The 17,965-nt window shown below is 42.4% G+C and carries 18 protein-coding genes; 9 read left to right on the top strand and 9 right to left on the bottom strand.

All coding sequences use genetic code 11. The features are described 5' to 3' along the window. Positions 1–40 precede the first annotated feature (40 nt). Both M301_RS13240 and M301_RS13235 read left to right on the top strand, forming a co-directional pair. Positions 41–997 carry an energy transducer TonB gene (locus M301_RS13240; RefSeq protein ID WP_013149294.1) on the top strand — a complete coding sequence of 319 codons (957 nt, stop codon included), beginning with the start codon at positions 41–43 and terminating at the stop codon, positions 995–997. 111 nt (positions 998–1,108) lie between these two features. After that, the gene (locus tag M301_RS13235) at positions 1,109–1,420 is read left to right on the top strand and encodes a (2Fe-2S) ferredoxin domain-containing protein (RefSeq protein ID WP_013149293.1); all 312 of its coding nucleotides are present in this window, start codon (positions 1,109–1,111) and stop codon (positions 1,418–1,420) included. 3 nt (positions 1,421–1,423) lie between these two features. Here M301_RS13235 and M301_RS13230 read toward each other — a convergent pair whose 3' ends face one another. From M301_RS13230 to ispH, 4 genes are read right to left on the bottom strand one after another with little or no spacing between them, the layout of a single operon-like run. Next, positions 1,424–1,861 carry an HIT family protein gene (locus M301_RS13230; RefSeq protein WP_041360234.1) on the bottom strand — a complete coding sequence of 146 codons (438 nt, stop codon included), beginning with the start codon at positions 1,859–1,861 and terminating at the stop codon, positions 1,424–1,426. Positions 1,862–1,869: 8 nt separating this feature from the next. Next, a complete protein-coding gene (gene nadA, locus M301_RS13225) occupies positions 1,870–2,994 on the bottom strand; it encodes a quinolinate synthase NadA (RefSeq protein ID WP_013149291.1) in 1,125 nt (374 codons plus the stop codon). 41 nt (positions 2,995–3,035) lie between these two features. Further along, the gene (nudB, locus tag M301_RS13220) at positions 3,036–3,482 is read right to left on the bottom strand and encodes a dihydroneopterin triphosphate diphosphatase (RefSeq protein ID WP_013149290.1); all 447 of its coding nucleotides are present in this window, start codon (positions 3,480–3,482) and stop codon (positions 3,036–3,038) included. Positions 3,483–3,513: 31 nt separating this feature from the next. Next, entirely contained in the window at positions 3,514–4,491 is a 978-nt protein-coding gene (ispH, locus tag M301_RS13215; RefSeq protein ID WP_013149289.1) for a 4-hydroxy-3-methylbut-2-enyl diphosphate reductase, read from the bottom strand. Positions 4,492–4,581: 90 nt separating this feature from the next. Between ispH and purU the strand changes: the two genes are divergently transcribed. After that, on the top strand, positions 4,582–5,466 hold the full coding sequence (gene purU, locus M301_RS13210) for a formyltetrahydrofolate deformylase (RefSeq protein WP_013149288.1): 885 nt from the start codon (positions 4,582–4,584) through the stop codon (positions 5,464–5,466). 73 nt (positions 5,467–5,539) lie between these two features. Here the strand turns inward: purU and M301_RS14625 are convergent, their stop codons facing one another. The 3 genes from M301_RS14625 to lptM all read right to left on the bottom strand — a co-directional run bounded on the left by M301_RS14625 (position 5,540) and on the right by lptM (position 7,225). Continuing rightward, positions 5,540–5,686, bottom strand: coding sequence for a hypothetical protein (locus M301_RS14625; RefSeq protein WP_013149287.1), 147 nt, complete (start codon positions 5,684–5,686; stop codon positions 5,540–5,542). A 116-nt stretch (positions 5,687–5,802) separates the two neighbouring features. Beyond that, complete coding sequence (lysA, locus tag M301_RS13205) at positions 5,803–7,053, bottom strand: diaminopimelate decarboxylase (protein ID WP_013149286.1); 1,251 nt, start codon at positions 7,051–7,053, stop codon at positions 5,803–5,805. Between the two features lie 46 nt (positions 7,054–7,099). Beyond that, a complete protein-coding gene (lptM, locus tag M301_RS14475; RefSeq protein ID WP_081439427.1) occupies positions 7,100–7,225 on the bottom strand; it encodes an LPS translocon maturation chaperone LptM in 126 nt (41 codons plus the stop codon). A gap of 226 nt (positions 7,226–7,451) precedes the next feature. Between lptM and M301_RS13200 the strand changes: the two genes are divergently transcribed. From M301_RS13200 to M301_RS14320, 6 genes are all read left to right on the top strand, one after another. Further along, positions 7,452–7,916, top strand: a complete 465-nt coding sequence (locus tag M301_RS13200; RefSeq protein WP_013149285.1) for a type IV pilin protein — start codon at positions 7,452–7,454, stop codon at positions 7,914–7,916. After that, positions 7,910–8,362 carry a GspH/FimT family pseudopilin gene (locus tag M301_RS13195; protein WP_013149284.1) on the top strand — a complete coding sequence of 151 codons (453 nt, stop codon included), beginning with the start codon at positions 7,910–7,912 and terminating at the stop codon, positions 8,360–8,362. The genes M301_RS13200 and M301_RS13195 overlap by 7 nt, the downstream gene beginning before the upstream one ends. Before the next feature lie 132 nt (positions 8,363–8,494). Beyond that, complete coding sequence (locus M301_RS13190) at positions 8,495–8,911, top strand: type IV pilus modification PilV family protein (RefSeq protein WP_013149283.1); 417 nt, start codon at positions 8,495–8,497, stop codon at positions 8,909–8,911. Between the two features lies 1 nt (position 8,912). Then, positions 8,913–10,046, top strand: coding sequence for a PilW family protein (locus tag M301_RS13185; protein WP_013149282.1), 1,134 nt, complete (start codon positions 8,913–8,915; stop codon positions 10,044–10,046). After that, positions 10,043–10,672 carry a pilus assembly PilX family protein gene (locus M301_RS13180; RefSeq protein ID WP_049769985.1) on the top strand — a complete coding sequence of 210 codons (630 nt, stop codon included), beginning with the start codon at positions 10,043–10,045 and terminating at the stop codon, positions 10,670–10,672. Before M301_RS13185 ends, M301_RS13180 begins: the two co-directional genes overlap by 4 nt. Before the next feature lie 39 nt (positions 10,673–10,711). Next, a complete protein-coding gene (locus tag M301_RS14320) occupies positions 10,712–15,610 on the top strand; it encodes a PilC beta-propeller domain-containing protein (protein ID WP_013149280.1) in 4,899 nt (1,632 codons plus the stop codon). Positions 15,611–15,765: 155 nt separating this feature from the next. On the opposite strand, the gene M301_RS13170 is transcribed toward M301_RS14320, so the two are convergent. Beyond that, positions 15,766–16,899 (bottom strand): DUF3108 domain-containing protein, encoded by a 1,134-nt coding sequence (locus M301_RS13170; protein ID WP_041359522.1) that lies wholly within the window; start codon positions 16,897–16,899, stop codon positions 15,766–15,768. A 9-nt stretch (positions 16,900–16,908) separates the two neighbouring features. Beyond that, positions 16,909–17,898: an FAD:protein FMN transferase gene (locus M301_RS13165; protein WP_238524645.1), complete on the bottom strand. Its 990-nt coding sequence runs from the start codon at positions 17,896–17,898 to the stop codon at positions 16,909–16,911. Positions 17,899–17,965: the final 67 nt, after the last annotated feature.

Genomic DNA, 17,965 nt, shown 5'->3' with positions numbered 1-17,965 from the left:
TTAGAACTTGGCTCAACCCATTAAGAAAAAGCAAGCGGGCATGGTTGATTCACTTATCGTTAAGGTGCAAACGATGAGTGTGATGGCTATGGCTATTTGGATTTCTATATTGGTGCACGCAGTCATATTAAGCATTCACTTCGAACCTGAACTTAAAAAATTTAAAGACAAGTTACCTACATTAGAAGTGATGCTGGTCAATGCTAAAACGCTCACTAAGCCAGATAAAGCTGATGTGCTGGCACAAGCCGATTTGGATCGCGGTGGCAATACTGACCAGAACCGCAAAATGAAATCTGCATTACCCGCTATCAAGCAGCAAAAATCCGAGTTCACATTGAAGCCGATGGCTGAAGTGAAGTCTGGTAAAAAAGCTGCAAAGATGACCGCGGAAGAAACCAAAGAGCAAAAGCATGTGGCGGATTTAGAGAAGCAAGCGCAAGAGTTAATGACGCAATTGCAATCGACGAATAAAATTGAATCTGCGCCAGTACAAAAAGCCGCAGCTAAAGAAGCTGATATGGGTAACCAAGAAAACCCAAATAAAAAACTAAATATGAGTGATTTAACCGCCGCAGCCTTAGAAATGGATAGGTTAGAAGCGCTGATTGCGAAACAGCAAGATGACTATCAAAAGCGCCCTAAACGTAAATTTATAGGAGCAAGAGCGCAAAAATACAGAGATGCACTATACGTGGAATCTTGGCGTCAAAAAGTAGAAAAAGTAGGTAATCTCAATTATCCAGAAGCTGCTAAAAATCTGAAAATGTACGGTCAATTGCAATTGACGGTATCGATTAAAGCCGATGGCTCGATTGAGTCAATTGAAATAAATCGCAGCTCAGGGCATAAGGTGTTGGATGAAGCAGCCAAACATATTGTAGAGCTCGCTGCCCCTTATTCTAGATTTCCAGATGATATGCACAATGAAGTGGATATTTTGAGTATTACGCGTACTTGGACGTTTACTAAAGAAGATAGCCTCGCCACCGAATAGCGCCATTATCTTCCGCATTTCTGCGGCGTTATTTTCGCTTGCCGTACTTGGTGTACTGTCTGCGCTCAAATGCCTTGCGTAAATATGTAATTTGAATTTAATGTGAAACTTATGACCAATTATTTTGAACACCACGTTTTTTTCTGCCTCAATCAGCGCGCTGACGGTACAGCCTGTTGCATGGATAAAGGTGCAGAAGCCGCATTTGACCATATGAAGTCGCGCGTTAAAAAGTTGGGTTTAAGTGGTGAGGGAAAAGTGCGTATTAATCGCGCTGGTTGTTTAGATCGCTGTGGAGAAGGGCCGTTATTGGTGATTTACCCACAAGCGATCTGGTATACCTTTGTTGATAATGAAGACATAGACGAGATTATTGAGAGCCATCTAATCAATGGCAAAGTGGTGGAACGTCTTGCTATTTAGTCTTTAAGTTGTGGCTGAATCCAACGCACATTCGACTAGTGAGCTTACTTTCTCGCTCAGCTTCTTAATGGCGCAGTCATCGAGCGCAACAGCCTTACCATCACGCATAGCGTCGCCCCAATGCGAATTTGGAAAATGTTTGTCATTTTCAAAGCGCGGAATCACATGCCAATGTATATGTGGGGTTTTATTCCCCAAGCTGGCTAAATTGATTTTATCCGGGTTAAAAATTTCTCTAAGCGCAGTTTCTACTGCAAACACTGTCTTCATCATGCGCGCACGCTGCAGTGGCGCTAAATCAGTCATTTCTTTGATGTGTTCGATTAAGTCTACGCGACAATAGGCTGGATAATCTGCATCATTCAGCAACACCACACGGCAGAAATTATCTTGCCAGAGTGTAACGTGCGGCGTAGGTACGCATAATGCGCATGTGGTCATTTCAGCCATTAAGACGCCGCTAACATTCTATCTAAAGTCAATTTTGCTAATTTAGCTTCATGCGCTGGCACTTTGATTTGATTCACTACATTGCCATCTACCAAGTTTTCTAGCACCCAAGCCAAGTGTTGCGGGTCTATTCTTGCCATAGTGGAGCATTCGCACACCACATGGCTCATAAACTGCACCAACTTACCTTGTGGCTTCATTTGCTCTGCTAATCGATTAACTAAATTTAATTCAGTACCCACTAGCCATTTAGTATTGGCTGGCGCCTCAGAAACAGTTTTAAGAATATATTCAGTCGAGCCAACGTAATCAGAGTTCTGACACACTTCAAATGGCGCTTCAGGGTGAGAAATCACAATGCCATCGGGATGTTCAGCACGGAATTTGGTAATATTCTGCAGGCGGAACATTTGATGCACCGCGCAATGACCTTTCCACAGCAAGATTTTTGCTTTTTTGATTTGCTCTTCGGTTAAGCCACCCATCGGTTGGTCTGGATCCCAGATCGGCATCTCATCTAGCGGAATGCCCATTTTATAGCCAGACCATCTGCCTAGATTCTGGTCAGGGAAAAATAACACTTTTTCGCGTTGCTTGAAGCTCCACTCTAAGATTTTCGGCGCATTGGTGCTAGTGCAAACAATGCCGCCATGCTCACCACAGAAAGCTTTTAAGTCTGCGGCTGAATTAATGTATGTGACTGGCGTAATCGTTTCATCAAAATTAAGTACTTTGCTGAGTTCGCGATAGCTGCGTTCCACTTTGGCTAGGTTTGCCATATCGGCCATAGAGCAGCCTGCTGCAAGGTCTGGCAGAATGGCGATTTGGTCTGGGCGACTTAGAATATCAGCCACTTCAGCCATAAAATGTACGCCTAGAAATACGATATATTCTGCATCTAAAGTTTCGCAATAACGCGATAATTTAAGTGAATCACCTGTGAAGTCGGCATGGCGATAGACGGTTTCATTTTGGTAATGGTGACCAAGAATCACCAAGCGCTTACCCAATTTCTCTTTAGCGGCAATAATGCGGCGCTGACAATCGGCGTCTTCACTGGCTTGAAAGCGCTCAAATTTAATGGGGATGCTTTTACTCTCGGTGCTAATAGTTTCTGTTTGCATGGTTTTTTACTTAATTAAGTCATTCACTTCAAAGTAATAGTTTACAACTTTAAGCCGTGTCGTTCACCTAATTTACTTAAGGCGTCTATATTTGTCCACGAAAAAACGCGCTTGGCAGCCTCTCGCCAATCGACCCATTCATAGCGCAAATGCTCGTCGGGTGCTAGTTTGATAGGTAACGGTGAAGGAAGTTCTAAACCAAATAAATGTTCAGTGTTGTGCGTCACATTTGGCGCATAGCGATGCCGCCAGTGCGGATAAATTTCATATATATTGGAGGCATGCCAGTCTTGCAAATCATACTGCGTCGCATCTAAGCCAGTCTCTTCTTGCACTTCACGAATCGCCGCTTGTATTGGCATTTCACCTTGCTCTAAGCTGCCAGTGACAGATTGCCAATATCCTGCTTTATCCGCGCGCTCCATAATCAGAACTTGCAGGTCTTTGGTGTGAATTAACACCAAAGCGGAGACGGGAGTTTTAAACATAGTGAATAAAAAAGATGATTGCGTAAGCTTGTTATTGCGTTTTCTGAGCTTGCGTTAAATTTTTAGGTAATTGGAATACAACACTTTCAATCACACCATGTAATTCTTGCACATTACTAGCGCCTAGTTGCTGCAATTTAGTAATCACTTCGTTGACTAATACTTCTGGTGCTGACGCGCCAGCTGAAACGCCAATTTTCCTCTTTCCTGCAAGCCATTCTGCTTTTAAGTAGCTGGCGTTATCTATCATATAGGCTTCCACCCCTTGGTTTTCAGCCACTTCGCGCAAGCGGTTTGAGTTAGAGCTGTTAGGCGAGCCAACAATAATCACTAAATCACAATCCTTTGCCATTATTTTTACGGCATCTTGACGGTTCTGTGTGGCATAACAAATGTCATCACTTTTTGGCGCATTAATTTCTGGAAATTTAGCTTTTAGTGCGTTAATTACCATTGAGGCATCGTCAATAGAAAGCGTAGTCTGTGTCACATAGGCTAATTTTGATGGATTCTTTACAGATAATGTTGCTACGTCTTCGGGCGTTTCTACTAAATAAATGCCCGCGCTTCCTTCTACTTGCCCCATTGTCCCTTCTACTTCAGGGTGACCCTTATGACCAATCATGACAATTTCCATATTTGCAGCTCGCATTTTAGCGACTTCAATATGCACTTTAGTCACAAGTGGACAGGTGGCATCAAAAGCACTTAAACCGCGTGACTCAGCTTCGGCACGAACGGCTTTTGAAACGCCGTGTGCACTGAAAATCACTGTGCTGCCAGCAGGTATTTCATCCAACTCTTCAACAAACACTGCGCCTTTGCTGCGAAGCTCATCCACCACAAATTTGTTATGCACAACTTCATGACGGACATAAATAGGCGCACCAAATTTCTCGAGCGCTTGCTCCACAATAATAATCGCGCGATCAACCCCAGCGCAGAAGCCGCGAGGGTTTGCTAATACAATTTCTGTCGGATTTTGCTTGTTTGAATCGATATCTGTCATACACACTTTTTAATCATTAAATTCACTTAAGGTATAATGCACATATTAACCTAAATAAGGGTGCGCTTAAAATTCAAGCATGCTTAAAATATGAATAATATTGCTGTAAAAACCACTGCCGCTAAAAATACGGCAACACTATTAATTACCTGCCCGGATAGCAAAGGTATTGTCGCAGCCATTGCTGATTTTTTATACCAGCATAATGCCAATATTTTGCATGCTGATCAGCACCAAGATGCTGAAAACAATCTCTTTTTAATGCGCGTTGAGTGGGATTTGGCAGGTTTTAACCTTTTGCCAGCTGACTTCGAGCAGCATTTCGCCGAGATTGCAAAACGGTTCAGCATGGAGTGGCAGTTAAAGCTCTCACAAAAACCACTACGTGTTGCTATTATGGTGTCGCAGTATGACCACTGTTTAGCTGATTTGTTGCATCGCCATAAAAACGGTGAGTTGGTGTGTGATATTCCGTTGATTATTAGTAATCATAAAGATACCGAAGCATTAGCTAAATTTTACGGCGTTGACTTCCACTATATTGAAGTTAAAAAAGACAATAAGCCAGAAGCAGAAGCGCGGCAATTTGCTTTGTTTGATCAGTATGATATTGATTTAATCGTGTTAGCACGTTATATGCAAATCTTGTCGCCAGATTTTGTGGCGCGTTATCCTAAGCAAATTATTAACATTCACCATTCATTCTTACCCGCCTTTATCGGTGCGCGACCTTATCATCGTGCATTTGAGCGCGGTGTTAAGTTGATAGGCGCAACGGGCCATTATGTGACTGAAGTGTTAGATGAAGGCCCGATTATTGAGCAGGATATTGACCGTATTTCGCACCGCGACCAAGTAGAAGACTTGATTCAAAAAGGCCGTGATTTAGAGCGCATTGTGCTATCCAAAGCTGTGCGCTGGCATATTGAAAATCGTATTTTGTTATATGCTAATAAAACTGTGATTTTTGATTAAGCGTTCAATCAGTAATAAAAAAAGCGAAGCATTTTGGCTTCGCTTTTTTTTTGACTTAAAACAGCTAACTTAACTATTTACCATCGTCTGCAGCTGGAGTGTCGAGAGGTGGAACTGCCACTTCATCTACAGGTGCAATCTCAGGTAATGCTTCGTCTGCGTACGCAGAAATGGCGCTAAATGCAAATAGTGCTGATAAAACTAAAAGAACTTTTTTCATACTTTTCCCCTATTCTAAGCAACTGTTTTAAAATTTATGTTTTAAGAGTTAAATGCCCTCAAAACATAAATTTACACCCAGAGAATAGCTTGTGCAACATAAATAGTCGTTTTGGTTTATGGCAGGCACTGTTCTAGTGCAAATAAGTCGGCAATCTGTTCACGCTTTCTAATTAAGTGGCATTGGTCGCCATCTACCATGACCTCAGCCGCGCGAGGTCTAGTGTTGTAATTGCTAGACATACTCATGCCGTAAGCGCCAGCAGACATAATGGCGAGTATATCGCCCTCAACTAGTGCAAGCGTTCTATCATGGCCTAGAAAATCACCGCTTTCGCACACAGGACCGACGATTTCATAAGTTAGCGCCTCGGTATCATCTTGTCTTGGCTGCACAGCCTTAATGTCATGGTAGGCATCATATAAGGCTGGGCGCATTAAGTCGTTCATGGCCGCATCAACAATTGCGAAGTTTTTTGATTCGGTATGCTTTAGATATTCAACTTTAGTCAATAAAACGCCTGCATTACCTACTAACGCGCGGCCAGGTTCAAAGACTAGTTTGACGTTACGGCTACCAAGCTTGGCGCGCATGGCCGTGGCAAAAACAGTGAACTCAGGAGGCGTTTCATCACTATAACAAATACCAATGCCTCCACCAGCGTCTATGTGCTGAATGACAATGCCGTTTTCCGCCAAGGCATCAACTAGTGCTAATACACGGTCAAAAGCGTCTAAAAATGGCGATAACTCGGTAATTTGTGAACCTATGTGGCAATCCACACCGTGAATAGCGATGTTACTCATTTTGGCGGCTTGCAAATAAATGTCTAATGCATCCTCATAAGCCACACCAAATTTATTATTTTTTAAACCAGTAGAGATATAAGGGTGTGTCTTGGCATCCACGTTAGGATTCACACGTAAAGATATTGGTGCGACTTTACCCATAAAGCTGGCGACATCGTTTAGACGCTGCAGCTCGCTGGCAGACTCAACATTAAAGCAAAAAATGTCAGCATTAAGCGCTGCTTGCATCTCAGCTTCAGTTTTCCCTACGCCGGAAAATACAATCTTTTTAGGATCACCACCCGCGGCTAAAACACGCGCTAGCTCTCCACCAGAAACAATATCAAAACCAGCGCCAAGCTTAGCAAATAGATTCAAAATCGCTAGGCTCGGGTTAGCCTTTACCGCAAAACACACTAAATGATCGCAGTCTTTAAAGCCCGCGCTAAAGCTCTCAAAAGCCTGAGTCAGCGCAGACTTTGAATAAACATAGCAAGGTGTATTGAATTCATCCGCAATGCTAGTAAGTGCTATGTTTTCAACGTGAAATGTATTGTTTTTAAGTGTAAAAGAGTTCACAGGATGGCTTGTCAATTTAGATTGAATTAGGGAGTAAAATGCTTACTTATTTATCTGGCGTCGACTGTGGATATTCTTTTTCAGGAATATACAAAGGTCCTTTAGTGCCGCAACCGCATAGTGCAAAGCTTAGAGATAGAAGCAATAGTATATAGATAATATTTTTTTTCATTACTCTTAATGATATGGCTGATCTAATTGTAAGTAAATTCTAACATAAAGGTTCGCTAAGTCATATTTTGTGTTGTTGTTCTTTTGATTGAAGTTCCAATTGCCCATTACGCTGTAATAACCAAAATAAGTGCCGCTCATCCCTCTCGTGATGCCGATTATCGGCTATGGCTAGACATTGATAATTAGACCATGCATGATGTAGTCACGTAAAAAGGGGAAATGCGATGGTTGCCTTAGTAAAGTTTCAGCACAATAGCTCAAAAAATAGTATTAAAGTCAATTCACGCCCCAAAGGCTTTACTTTAATAGAAGTGATGGTAGTGGTAGCTATTATCGGTATTTTAGCAGCGATAGCTTTGCCTAATTACACTGATTACATAAAGCGTGGTAAGGCGGCTGAAGCAACTTCAATGTTAGCAAACTTTAGAATACGCATGGAACAGTCTTATCAGGATAACCGTTTTTATACTTGCCCAACCGCAGCACAACTGCTGGCTGGAGCACGGTATTTCACATATACTTGTGCACTGCCAACTCCGCAGTCTTACACTTTGACAGCAACTGGTATTGCAGCGCAGGGCATGACTAGTTTTGCATTCGACATAAACGAACAAAACGCCAAAACTTCAACCTTCGATGGAACAGCTGGTGGTACATGCTGGCTAACTAAAAAAGGCGGGTCATGCTAGTGTTAACAAAAAAACACATAAGCAGCTTTAGTCGATGCCAATCAGGTTTTACTTTAATAGAGCTGATGGTGGCGGTTTCGGTAATGGGTATTTTAGCCGCACTTGCATTGCCTAGCTATCGCGACTGGATAGAAAATACACGTATTCGTAATGCAGCTGAGTCTATACAAACTGGTCTACAAAAGGCGCGTGTTGAGGCGTTAAAGCGTAATGTTCAGGTGCAGTTTACGCTAGGTGCAAACTCTGCTTGGACGGTGAGTTGTGTTGCAGCCGCTCAGTGTCCAGATTTAATAGGAGGTATTTTGGAAACTCGAACAGCCAGTGAAGGTTCATCTGCAAGTATTATTGTGGCTTCGAACGCTTCAGCGACCATCGTTTTTACAAACCTCGGCACGGTTTTAGCTAGCCCCCCGCGGCTTCAGTGCCATTTACTCAGCTTGATTTGAACAGTTCCATACTAGGGTCGGGTAGCAGGTCTTTGCAAATTAGGATTGGTGCTGGTGGAGGAGGTCGCGCGTGTGATCCGTACTCAGGTTTGTCAGCTTCTGATCCACGTAAGTGTTAATTAGGGAAATAGTATGATGAATACTAGACGATATAAAGTAATTTCAAGTCAAAAAAAACGTCAGCATGGTATAGCGCTGCTAGAGTCACTTATTGCATTGTTAATATTTTCTATGGGAATTTTAGCATTAGCTGGCTTGCAGGGTTTTATGCTTAAGGGCGCCTCGGAAGCCAAAAACAGGTCTGATGCCAGTGTAATTGCGCAGCGTAGAGTTGCAATGATGTGGACTGATGCAAAAGATACTCCAGCGGCATTGTCAGCAGCTTATGCCGAAGTTAATACCGCCGTGCCAGACTTGCCTAATGGGCTGAGAACCACGGCGTTCAATGCATTAGTACCGGATGAAGTGACGGTAACGGTGACTTGGCAAGCCCCTGGTGAACCTCAGCATAACTTTTCGACAAATGCTAATATTGTCGGGGCAAGATAATATGCGTCAAATTAATCAGCATGGTCAACAAAAAAGTTTTAATCAAACGGGTTTTAGTTTAATTGAACTCATGGTTGGTTTGGTCATAGGTTTACTAGCGACGCTGGTGATTATGCAAATATACTCTGTCTTTGAAGGGCAAAAACGCACCACCTCTGGTACATCTGATGCCCAAACTAGCGGTAGTGTGGCTTTGTATACCATGCAAAGAGATTTGCAACTTGCAGGATTTGGCTTGCCTCTTTTTGATAGAGATAATATGCCATTAAAGTGTGCCACGACAAGTTTCGACCATGATGGCAATGCTGCAACTCCTAACATCAGTACAATACCGATTGAAATTACAAACGGTGCATTGGCAACTGATAGCGATACTATTACCGTTCGCTACGGTACTTCTCCAAACGCGGGTATTCCCGTGTTGGCGAGCGTGGTGACTGGTGCGGTTGTAACGGTTGATACTAATATGGCTTGTGCCAGTAATGATGTTGTTTATTTAATGAACCTAACAACTGGCGCGGGTGATTGCAGAATGACAATGGTAAATGATACGGCAGCAAACTTAGCCGCAAATCCTCAGAAGATCACCTTGCTCAATGCCTCTAATATAAATCCATCAAAAACCAACTTGGCTTGTCTGGGCACGTGGAACGAATTTACTTATACATTGAGTGCTAATAATGAACTTACTCGGAACGGTATTCCTGTTGTTGCGGGGATTGTGAATATACAGGCGCAGTACGGCATATCGGCTAGCCCTAACGGTGTAAATGGAAATCAAATTGCACGCTGGGTAAATGCTACTGGTGCTTGGGCTGCGCCAGGAATTACTAGTGTGACCTGTGACACAGCTAATGCTAACCGAAACTGTATTAAAGCTGTGCGTATCTCTGTAGTGGCACGCAATGGTTTACTTGAAAAATTACCCGCGGTTTCTTTTGCATGCAGCTCTGTAACAGCTGCCAATCCTACAGGTGTTTGCGCTTGGGATGCAACTTCAGCCGCTCCTCTCAATCCATCAGCAGCCCCAGTGATTGACCTGTCAAATACAGCCAATTGGAATCAGTACCGATATAAAGTTTATGAAACCATTATCCCATTGAGAAATATGATGTGGACGAAAGCGCGGTTATGATGGTTTTCTCTAATAGTAGTTTTGACAAGATTTGCGCTAGAGCGATTACGCATAGGCAATCATGTAAAAATAATCAAAATCAAAAAGGTGTCGTACTGTTTTTTGCCCTTATCGCTCTAGTGGTGATGTCGCTTGCGGCAGTAGCGTTAATCCGCTCAGTAGATACCAATAGCTTAATTGCGGGTAATTTGTCGTTCAAGCAATCTAGCATGTTGTCGGCAGACCGTGGTGTAGAGAATGCCATTACTTGGCTTAAAACTAAGAATGCCAATTCACTTAATACTGATTTGGCGGTTAATGGATATTATGCTACCGCAGATGTAGCGCCGCATTTAGATGCTAAAGCACTAGTGGATGCTAGTGGTTTAGCAGATATGACAGACACGCAAGGTAACACTATTACTTACGTAATACAGCGTATGTGCACTCAACAGGGTATTAATACGAATAGTTATGACAAAAGATTAACAAACTGCCTTTTTTCGCCAGGTCCAGATCCAAATCCTAAGGAGTCTGGTGTGCAGAAGGTAAAGTCTCTGCCGACCAAGCAGATAGTTTATCGTATTACGGTCAAAGTGGTCGGCCCAAAGAACACCACGAGCTATATACAAACATTTGCTTTCTAAACATTATTTATGAACGTTATATTGAGCAGGATCGATATCATGACAAACTCATTAACTCAACACTTTTTCAATCAATGCGCGCGCATACCTCAATATAAGCGCATTTTGATGAAAGCTAGCTTAACGGCAAGCTTACTAGCCTCACTGGCTATGTTTCCTGCAAGTGTATTCTCAGCCTTACCCGTGCTTGCAGATAAGCCCTTAGGCAAAGCTGCGGGTACTATTAAACCCAACCTGATGTTTGTCTTTGACACATCGCAAAGCATGAATAAAAGTCTTGCTAACGATACGTTGGATGATGCGGCACAATGTAAAGCTGCTATGAAAAACAAATCTGGAACAGCAATTACTAATTTGACTGTTGGTCCGACAGCTGCTTTTCCTAGTAGACCGACAACGCGCCTCGCTATTCAGCCAAGCAGTGGCTTTAGTAACGGTAATCTTGTTTATTTAGCTATACCGGGCAAGCCTGAGTATTCTGGTGTATATAAAATTAAAGCAAAAAATGGTACTACTACTGGCTGTATTAGTGGAACTGAAGTTTACACTACTACACTCACAGTAAATTCGCCTTATAAGGTTAATGAGACAAATCCAAGTGTTGTTGCCCCAGACAAGGTTGGTGTAGTTGCATATAATTCAGGTAATCCTTTGTCTGATCCACCTGTTGCGCCAACAAATGGGTGTGCAGTACCAGCTGCGCTACCTGCAAATAGTGGCAATACAACGACTGATCTTAATTTGGGCGGGGGGTTTGTTGTCAATGCTTCAGGCGTAACCGCAACACCAAGTGCTAGTTGTTATATACGTGATCGTAAAGATACTAACGGTTGTAAAGTGACTACTGCAGCACCCGCAAATAGTGGCAGTACTACTACAAATTATAATCGTGGTGGTGGTTTCCTTGAAACTGCATCAGGCGGAGTGACTTCAACTGCTAGCACTAGTTGCTACTGGTATGACCCTGCGGATACGCCAGTTGGTACGTTTGTGTCATGTACTAATGGTACTACTGGTGAAAATAGTTTGGAAGTTGATATCGCTCCTGGTGCACCTGCTGGTGCTTTAACTGCGGCAGAGATTGCTGATGCTCGCATAGTGCTTCAGAGCGACGATACAAAATGTTATAACAATGAGCCTCCACTAGTCGCAGCTAAAGTGCAAAGTTTGTTCTATGACCCTAGTGTTGAGTATGTGCCACCACCCAAACCGACACTAGTTGGCTTGGGGACAGCATCTCCTGGCAATAGATTGCCTTCTATGACATCGGCTTATACTTCAAACTGGGCTAATGTTCGGATAGATGGTACCAGACTTAATGCTAGTGGAGATCCAATAACAAACGCAAATGGAACAGCTTGTAATGCTGCAGGAACTAACCTTCTGACTTGTAACAATACTTACAAAGCGCCAGATGGTACTTTTGATTTCAAAAAATGGGAAGAAATGGTCTACTGTGACACACCTGATAGACCCGCTGCCTATACAAGCGATAGACTTTGGCATGAGTCTACTCGTTGTATGCACAATACACCTGCAAACACTAGCAGTGTGACAAACTCTTCACCTCGCTATCCGTATCCGTACCCAAATACCTCCGATGGTGGAGTGACTAGCCCTTCAAAAACTAATTTTTACTTGGCTAACGTATTGCATCAAGATGGCGTAGCTAAACTTACCACGGATAACCCTGTGGCAGATGTCTATGCTTTTGGTGAGACGTACCAATTTTCTAACCCATTTTATTATAACGTTCGCGCTATTGAGTATTGTAATTCGGCTAAGTTGAATAATTGCGTTATGGCAACTGCACCATCGGGGGCATACACTGAGCCAGCTTATGTGCGTTATTGCAAAACGCAGGCACAGGCGACCGATATGAGTACCTCGCCAAATGCGGCTGCTTGCCAAGGTGTTTATACAGGTACAGGAGCTTCAGATTATCGATTTGCAAGATATGGTTTATTTGAGCGAGTTGATGTTAAACCTACAGTTACAAGTTATGCTAAAAGTGCAGATCGCAGCGACTGTTTAGGTAGTACTTGTACATATGCTGAGGAAATGACTAACATTGCAAACTGGTATGCATATTATAAAACCCGTATGCAATTAATGAAAAGTGCTGTAGGACGCACTTTTGATACTTTGGATGAAAATTATCGTGTTGGATTAATTACTGTTGAAGACTACAACACGGCAGGTAACTATATACCTATTAGAGACTTTATTACAGGGACGAATTTCCAAAAGGAAAATTGGTTTAAGAGTTTGTATAGCAGGTGGCCAGCAGGCGGCACTTCATTACGTGATGTGTTGGGTACAGTAGGTAGAATTTACTCAGGCAAAAAGCCGATTACAGGGTTTACTGCAGTAGCAGACGACCCAGTGCAGTACTCATGTCAAAAAAACTATACCTTACTGACTACTGATGGGTATTGGAATGGCCCTGCAGGTCAAAAAATTGATGGAAGTGCTGTGGGTGACCAAGATGGAGCACCCACAGCACGACCACAACGTGATGCATTAAATATCCCTGACACTTTAGCCGACGTGGCTCAGTATTATTATGAAACAGATCTTCGCAGCCCAACCAATGTGCCTGTCAATTGTACTGGAGCATTAGGAACGGATGTGTGTTTGGATGATGTTAAAGCGACAGGAGATGATGCTAAAACATCACAGCACATGACAACCTATACTTTAGGCTTAGGTGTGGATGGTTTGTTAAACTCGACCAATTATAAAACAACTACAGTTGGCGATTATGCTGACTTAACTAGTGGTACAACGAGTTGGCCACAACCTGGTCCTGATAATGGAGACACAACGTTTACAGCACTTGAGCGAGCCACCGTAGATGATCTATGGCATGCTGCTGTGAACGGTCACGGCACTTATTTTAGTGCAAGAAACCCGCAACAGGTCATTACTGGTATTGGTGGAACCTTGGCAACGCTCAGTGATGCAGTTGGTACTGGTTCAGCAACCTCTTTAAGTAATAACACACCAGTGGCCGGCGATAATTACGCTTATAGCGCTAGATATGTAACGGGAACTTGGACTGGTAATTTATTTGCTCGTACTATCGCAGGTGATGGCGCTTTAAGCTTAGGCGCTGTTTGGTGTGTAGAGAATGAGACAAGTGTTACGCCCGCATGTACACCAAACGCAACATCAGGTCTCAGTACAAAGGTGGGGCTAAATTCGGATACACGCACTATTTATGCTAATGTGAGTGGAAGTTTGCAACCGTTTAAGTATGCTAATTTAACAGGTACCCAACAGGCGTTTTTCAACTCGGCAAATCTACACGGCTTAAGTCAATGGGCTGACTATAATGCTTATCAATTAAGTCAAGTAGGCGGTGCAAGTTTAGTTGATTATCTTCGAGGTCAAACTAAGTATGATAGGCGACCTTCTAATAACCTTAATGTTCCTCCAGCCACAACTGGTGATAACCGCTTATATCGACAACGCACTGCTGTTTTAGGAGATATTGTGGACTCCGATCCAGTGTATGTTGGTGAGTCTCAGACTACTTATGCAGATGCTGGATATACGGCTTTCTTAGCTACAACTGCGCTAAGAGATAGGATGGTTTACGTTGGCGCAAATGACGGCATGTTGCATGCTTTTGACGCAAGTACGGGTGAAGAGCGTTGGGCCTACGTGCCAACGAAAGTGATGCCAAATATGTGGAAGCTAGCCGATCAGGACTATAGAAACAATCATACCAATTATGTGAATGCGAAAATGACTGTGTCAGACGTTTATGTGGGTGGTGCATGGAAAACAATCCTTGTAAGTGGTTTTGGTCAAGGCGGACGTGGCTATTTTGCCCTAGACATTACAAATCCAAGTGTAGCCCCTACTTTACTATGGGAAACAGATGATTCGGCTACTTGGAATAATTTGGGGTACAGTTACGGTAAGCCTGTTATTACAAAAAGGGCAATTGATAATAAGTGGGTGGTGTTAGTTACCTCTGGGTACAACAACACCTCTCCCGGTGATGGAGGCGGAAGATTATTTGTGTTGGATGCTGGAACAGGTGCTGAACTCGTTTCTGGCGGAATTCCTACAGGTAGCGGTACAACGACTACCCCAAGCGGATTAGCACAAATATCTGCATTCGTTAGTAGCCCATTTGTCAATAATGTTGCGCAGTATGTTTATGGAGGTGATCTATTAGGCGATATGTGGCGCTTTGATTTAAATACAAATACCATGATCAAGTTCACCTCTTTGTATAGTGGTGCAGCTCCTGGTATTGCGCAACCAATTACCGTTGCGCCTACGTTAGGCGAAATTGATAGTAAACGCGTGATATTTATCGGCACCGGTAAATACATTGAGCCTGATGATTTGTTGCCTGCAAATTTTAGGCAACAGACTCTTTATGGAATTAAAGATAATGATGTTACGTCTGCGATTACAGGCTTACGTGCGACTCTTGTAGAGCAGACACTAACAGAAACATACAGTACTAGAGACGTAACTACTACTAATACTGTAGATTGGTCATCTAAAAATGGTTGGTTTGTAGATTTGAATAATAGCGCCACTACTGGAGAACGTCAAAATGTAAAGGCCTTACTGGTATCAGGTGCCTTAATTGTACCTACAATGATTCCTCCAGCAGGGGTATGTGGAACTGGTACAGGATGGAAAAATGTATTCAACTATAGAACTGGTGGTGCTGTCGACCCAACAAGTAGTACTTTAGTTTCTACACAGGTTACCTCGCCAATGGCTGGGATATATGTTGTATACGATGTTACTAACACGACTGATGGTAAGTTTTCTGTGGGACATGATAGGGGTGATGGAGGTGGAAGTAACGGTTGTCCTGGCGGCTCAGGTTGCGATGTGTACCCCCCTGTAAATGGGGAGTTTTTAGGTACTAGAAGCATTTGGAGGGAATTAATCGCACCATAACAACCTTAGGTATCAATTTGAACCACAGCAACAGTAATATTGCTGTGGTTTTTTATTGTATAAATGGTATACACACTTTCTAACTTTACCTATATTCGTTATATTCCGAATACATATACTGTATTGTGGTCACAGATATATAACAACTGTAGGGCTTAAGGCAGTGATGTGTAAATACTGGTTACAACTTGATCAACGGAGCTTCCATTTTTTTCGGTTGTGTGAACTCTAACTGGCAAATATTGATAATCTACACCTAGCCATAGCTCAGTTTTTTCTTCACCATCACTTATTAGCAAATGTAAGGTGTTTAGCTTGCCTAGTTTTGTTGATATTTCCTCTTCACCTTGTAGGCTATAGGTATAGGTTGTTTGTTTGTCACCATTTGCCATTGTGATTTCAGTATCTTCTAAAGGAGGCGAAAACATAAACTGGTACATATAGCTTAAAGAATCTTGCGTTCCTGTACTTAAATCTTCCGATTTATCAGCTTTAGAGCTGTGCATTTGCAATTTTCTATTTGACCAAGCAAAACGGACATTTTGTGAGTTCTTAGGGTCTTTCCCATACTGATAAGAGTAAAAGCTCGGTATCAAGCCTTTATCAGTGACTATGCCTTCACTATTCTCTGCCAATGTGTCAGAAAGAAGGGAGGTCTGACTTTGAGTTTGAGTCATTCTAGTGAGGATATAAGTGCGATTCTTATCAAGGTTAAAGACAATACGAGTTATACCTATGTCACTGGGGTCATTTCCGTGACGCACCTCAAATTCTGTTTCTACATATTTATAGGCTTGCGGTGCAGGTTTCTTTGCATTATTGTTGGTTTTAGTAGGTTTGTTCATTTCACTAGTTTCATTTTTGGCTTCACTCATCAATACTTCTAAAGCTGAAGGTGCTTTTGCTGTTTCATTCACAACTTGTTCAGTAGTTAGGGTACTTATTTTACTCGTGACTGTTTCATCATAGGTATCTAGCGATAGTTCGGGTGTGTCGTTTATGGTACTTAAGACTTTCACTACTGATTTGTTAGATTTAAGCTTTGCGGCTGCTGGCTCTACTAATGATTTTTGTGATGACTTTTGAATGCTTTGAGACGAGATTTTTTGCATTGCTTGTGCGTTTACTAAACGTACTTCAATGGAGTGTTGGCCTTCGTTAAGCTCTGGAAGAGTTAGTACAAACTTACTTAATAATAAAAGATGCACAAGCAATGAAACCACTAGGGCAAGAGTCAGCATTTTATTTTTTGAAAAAATTAACTTAAAGCATTTCGTTATTTTTATCATAAGACTGTTTTAAGGGTGGGATTGAGCCAGATTATTTAACGTAGTAAATTTTACATCTGTTGCTAACCAATGGAGTTTTTCTGCCATTTTTGGCGAAACAAAAATATGTGATTTATCGTCAATGACCATGTAGTTTTCAATACCAAAGGCCTGAGCGGCTTTGCTTTTATTCTCTGGTGCTTCTATGAAAATAGGTTTTGACACTACATCTGAAAGTACACCTGCCTGAATTTTGCCTATTGCTTGAGGTGGTACAAGCACTGTAACAGCTTGTGTATGCTGGGTTGGGTAGCCTGTGCGAGGATCTATTATATGACTGTAACGTTTACCTCCCAGCATGAAGTAGCGCTGATAATCACCTGAAGTGCCAATCGCCCAGCCATCGAGCAAATCTAAAGTGGCGATTGCTGTGGATGCACGGGGGTGTTGTATGCCAACACGCCATGGTTTATCGCCATGTTGACCAATGGCGATTATGTTGCCACCTACGTTGATGAGTGCACCTTTAACATGCTGTTCACGTAGATAAGCTGCAGCAACATCAAGAGCATAGCCTTTGGCATATCCGCCTAGATCAAGTTTTACTGAGGGATTGTTACTGTAAGCCGTGTTACCTTTAAGTACAATATCCGTCATCTTAGGGTTTGCCTTTACTAGAGATTTTATTTTCTCAGTATCAATGTTTACTGGGCTAAAGTTATCTCGTTGAAAGCCCCAAACCCCTATTAAATGACTAATTGCTGGGTTAAATAAGCCATTTGATTTTACTGATAGTGTAGTAATGTCAGCTAGCATGGATGCTAAATCTGGACTGATGGGGACAGGGTTGTTACCTTGCGCAAATGCGCTATTTAGCTCACCTAATTCACTCGCTTTATTCGCAGATATTGGTTTCCATGCATGTAGACGATTATGCAATGATTGAAAATCATGTAATATCTTATCAGATAGCAGATGTGCACGGTCTTCAGTCTCACCATAGATTGTAATGTCAATCAAAGTGCCAAAAATATAGCCCTGACTTTGGTAAATTGGTTCTTTCAGACAACTGGTAAGTAATAAGCAA

Source organism: Methylotenera versatilis 301, from assembly GCF_000093025.1.
GTDB classification, from domain to species: domain Bacteria; phylum Pseudomonadota; class Gammaproteobacteria; order Burkholderiales; family Methylophilaceae; genus Methylotenera; species Methylotenera versatilis.
The sequence above is the reverse complement of the archived record's forward strand: the minus strand, read 5'-3'. Positions and strand labels throughout refer to the sequence as shown.

What these genes read in the sequence shown, in the direction of transcription:
- M301_RS13240 (WP_013149294.1), top strand. Translation starts at nt 41, where the DNA reads ATGGTTGATTCACTTATCGTTAAGGTGCAAACGATGAGTGTGATGGCT.
- M301_RS13235 (WP_013149293.1), top strand. Translation starts at nt 1,109, where the DNA reads ATGACCAATTATTTTGAACACCACGTTTTTTTCTGCCTCAATCAGCGC.
- M301_RS13230 (WP_041360234.1), bottom strand. Translation starts at nt 1,861, where the DNA reads ATGACCACATGCGCATTATGCGTACCTACGCCGCACGTTACACTCTGG.
- nadA (WP_013149291.1), bottom strand. Translation starts at nt 2,994, where the DNA reads ATGCAAACAGAAACTATTAGCACCGAGAGTAAAAGCATCCCCATTAAA.
- nudB (WP_013149290.1), bottom strand. Translation starts at nt 3,482, where the DNA reads ATGTTTAAAACTCCCGTCTCCGCTTTGGTGTTAATTCACACCAAAGAC.
- ispH (WP_013149289.1), bottom strand. Translation starts at nt 4,491, where the DNA reads ATGACAGATATCGATTCAAACAAGCAAAATCCGACAGAAATTGTATTA.
- purU (WP_013149288.1), top strand. Translation starts at nt 4,582, where the DNA reads ATGAATAATATTGCTGTAAAAACCACTGCCGCTAAAAATACGGCAACA.
- M301_RS14625 (WP_013149287.1), bottom strand. Translation starts at nt 5,686, where the DNA reads ATGAAAAAAGTTCTTTTAGTTTTATCAGCACTATTTGCATTTAGCGCC.
- lptM (WP_081439427.1), bottom strand. Translation starts at nt 7,225, where the DNA reads ATGAAAAAAAATATTATCTATATACTATTGCTTCTATCTCTAAGCTTT.
- M301_RS13200 (WP_013149285.1), top strand. Translation starts at nt 7,452, where the DNA reads ATGGTTGCCTTAGTAAAGTTTCAGCACAATAGCTCAAAAAATAGTATT.
- M301_RS13195 (WP_013149284.1), top strand. Translation starts at nt 7,910, where the DNA reads ATGCTAGTGTTAACAAAAAAACACATAAGCAGCTTTAGTCGATGCCAA.
- M301_RS13190 (WP_013149283.1), top strand. Translation starts at nt 8,495, where the DNA reads ATGATGAATACTAGACGATATAAAGTAATTTCAAGTCAAAAAAAACGT.
- M301_RS13185 (WP_013149282.1), top strand. Translation starts at nt 8,913, where the DNA reads ATGCGTCAAATTAATCAGCATGGTCAACAAAAAAGTTTTAATCAAACG.
- M301_RS13180 (WP_049769985.1), top strand. Translation starts at nt 10,043, where the DNA reads ATGATGGTTTTCTCTAATAGTAGTTTTGACAAGATTTGCGCTAGAGCG.
- M301_RS14320 (WP_013149280.1), top strand. Translation starts at nt 10,712, where the DNA reads ATGACAAACTCATTAACTCAACACTTTTTCAATCAATGCGCGCGCATA.
- M301_RS13170 (WP_041359522.1), bottom strand. Translation starts at nt 16,899, where the DNA reads ATGATAAAAATAACGAAATGCTTTAAGTTAATTTTTTCAAAAAATAAA.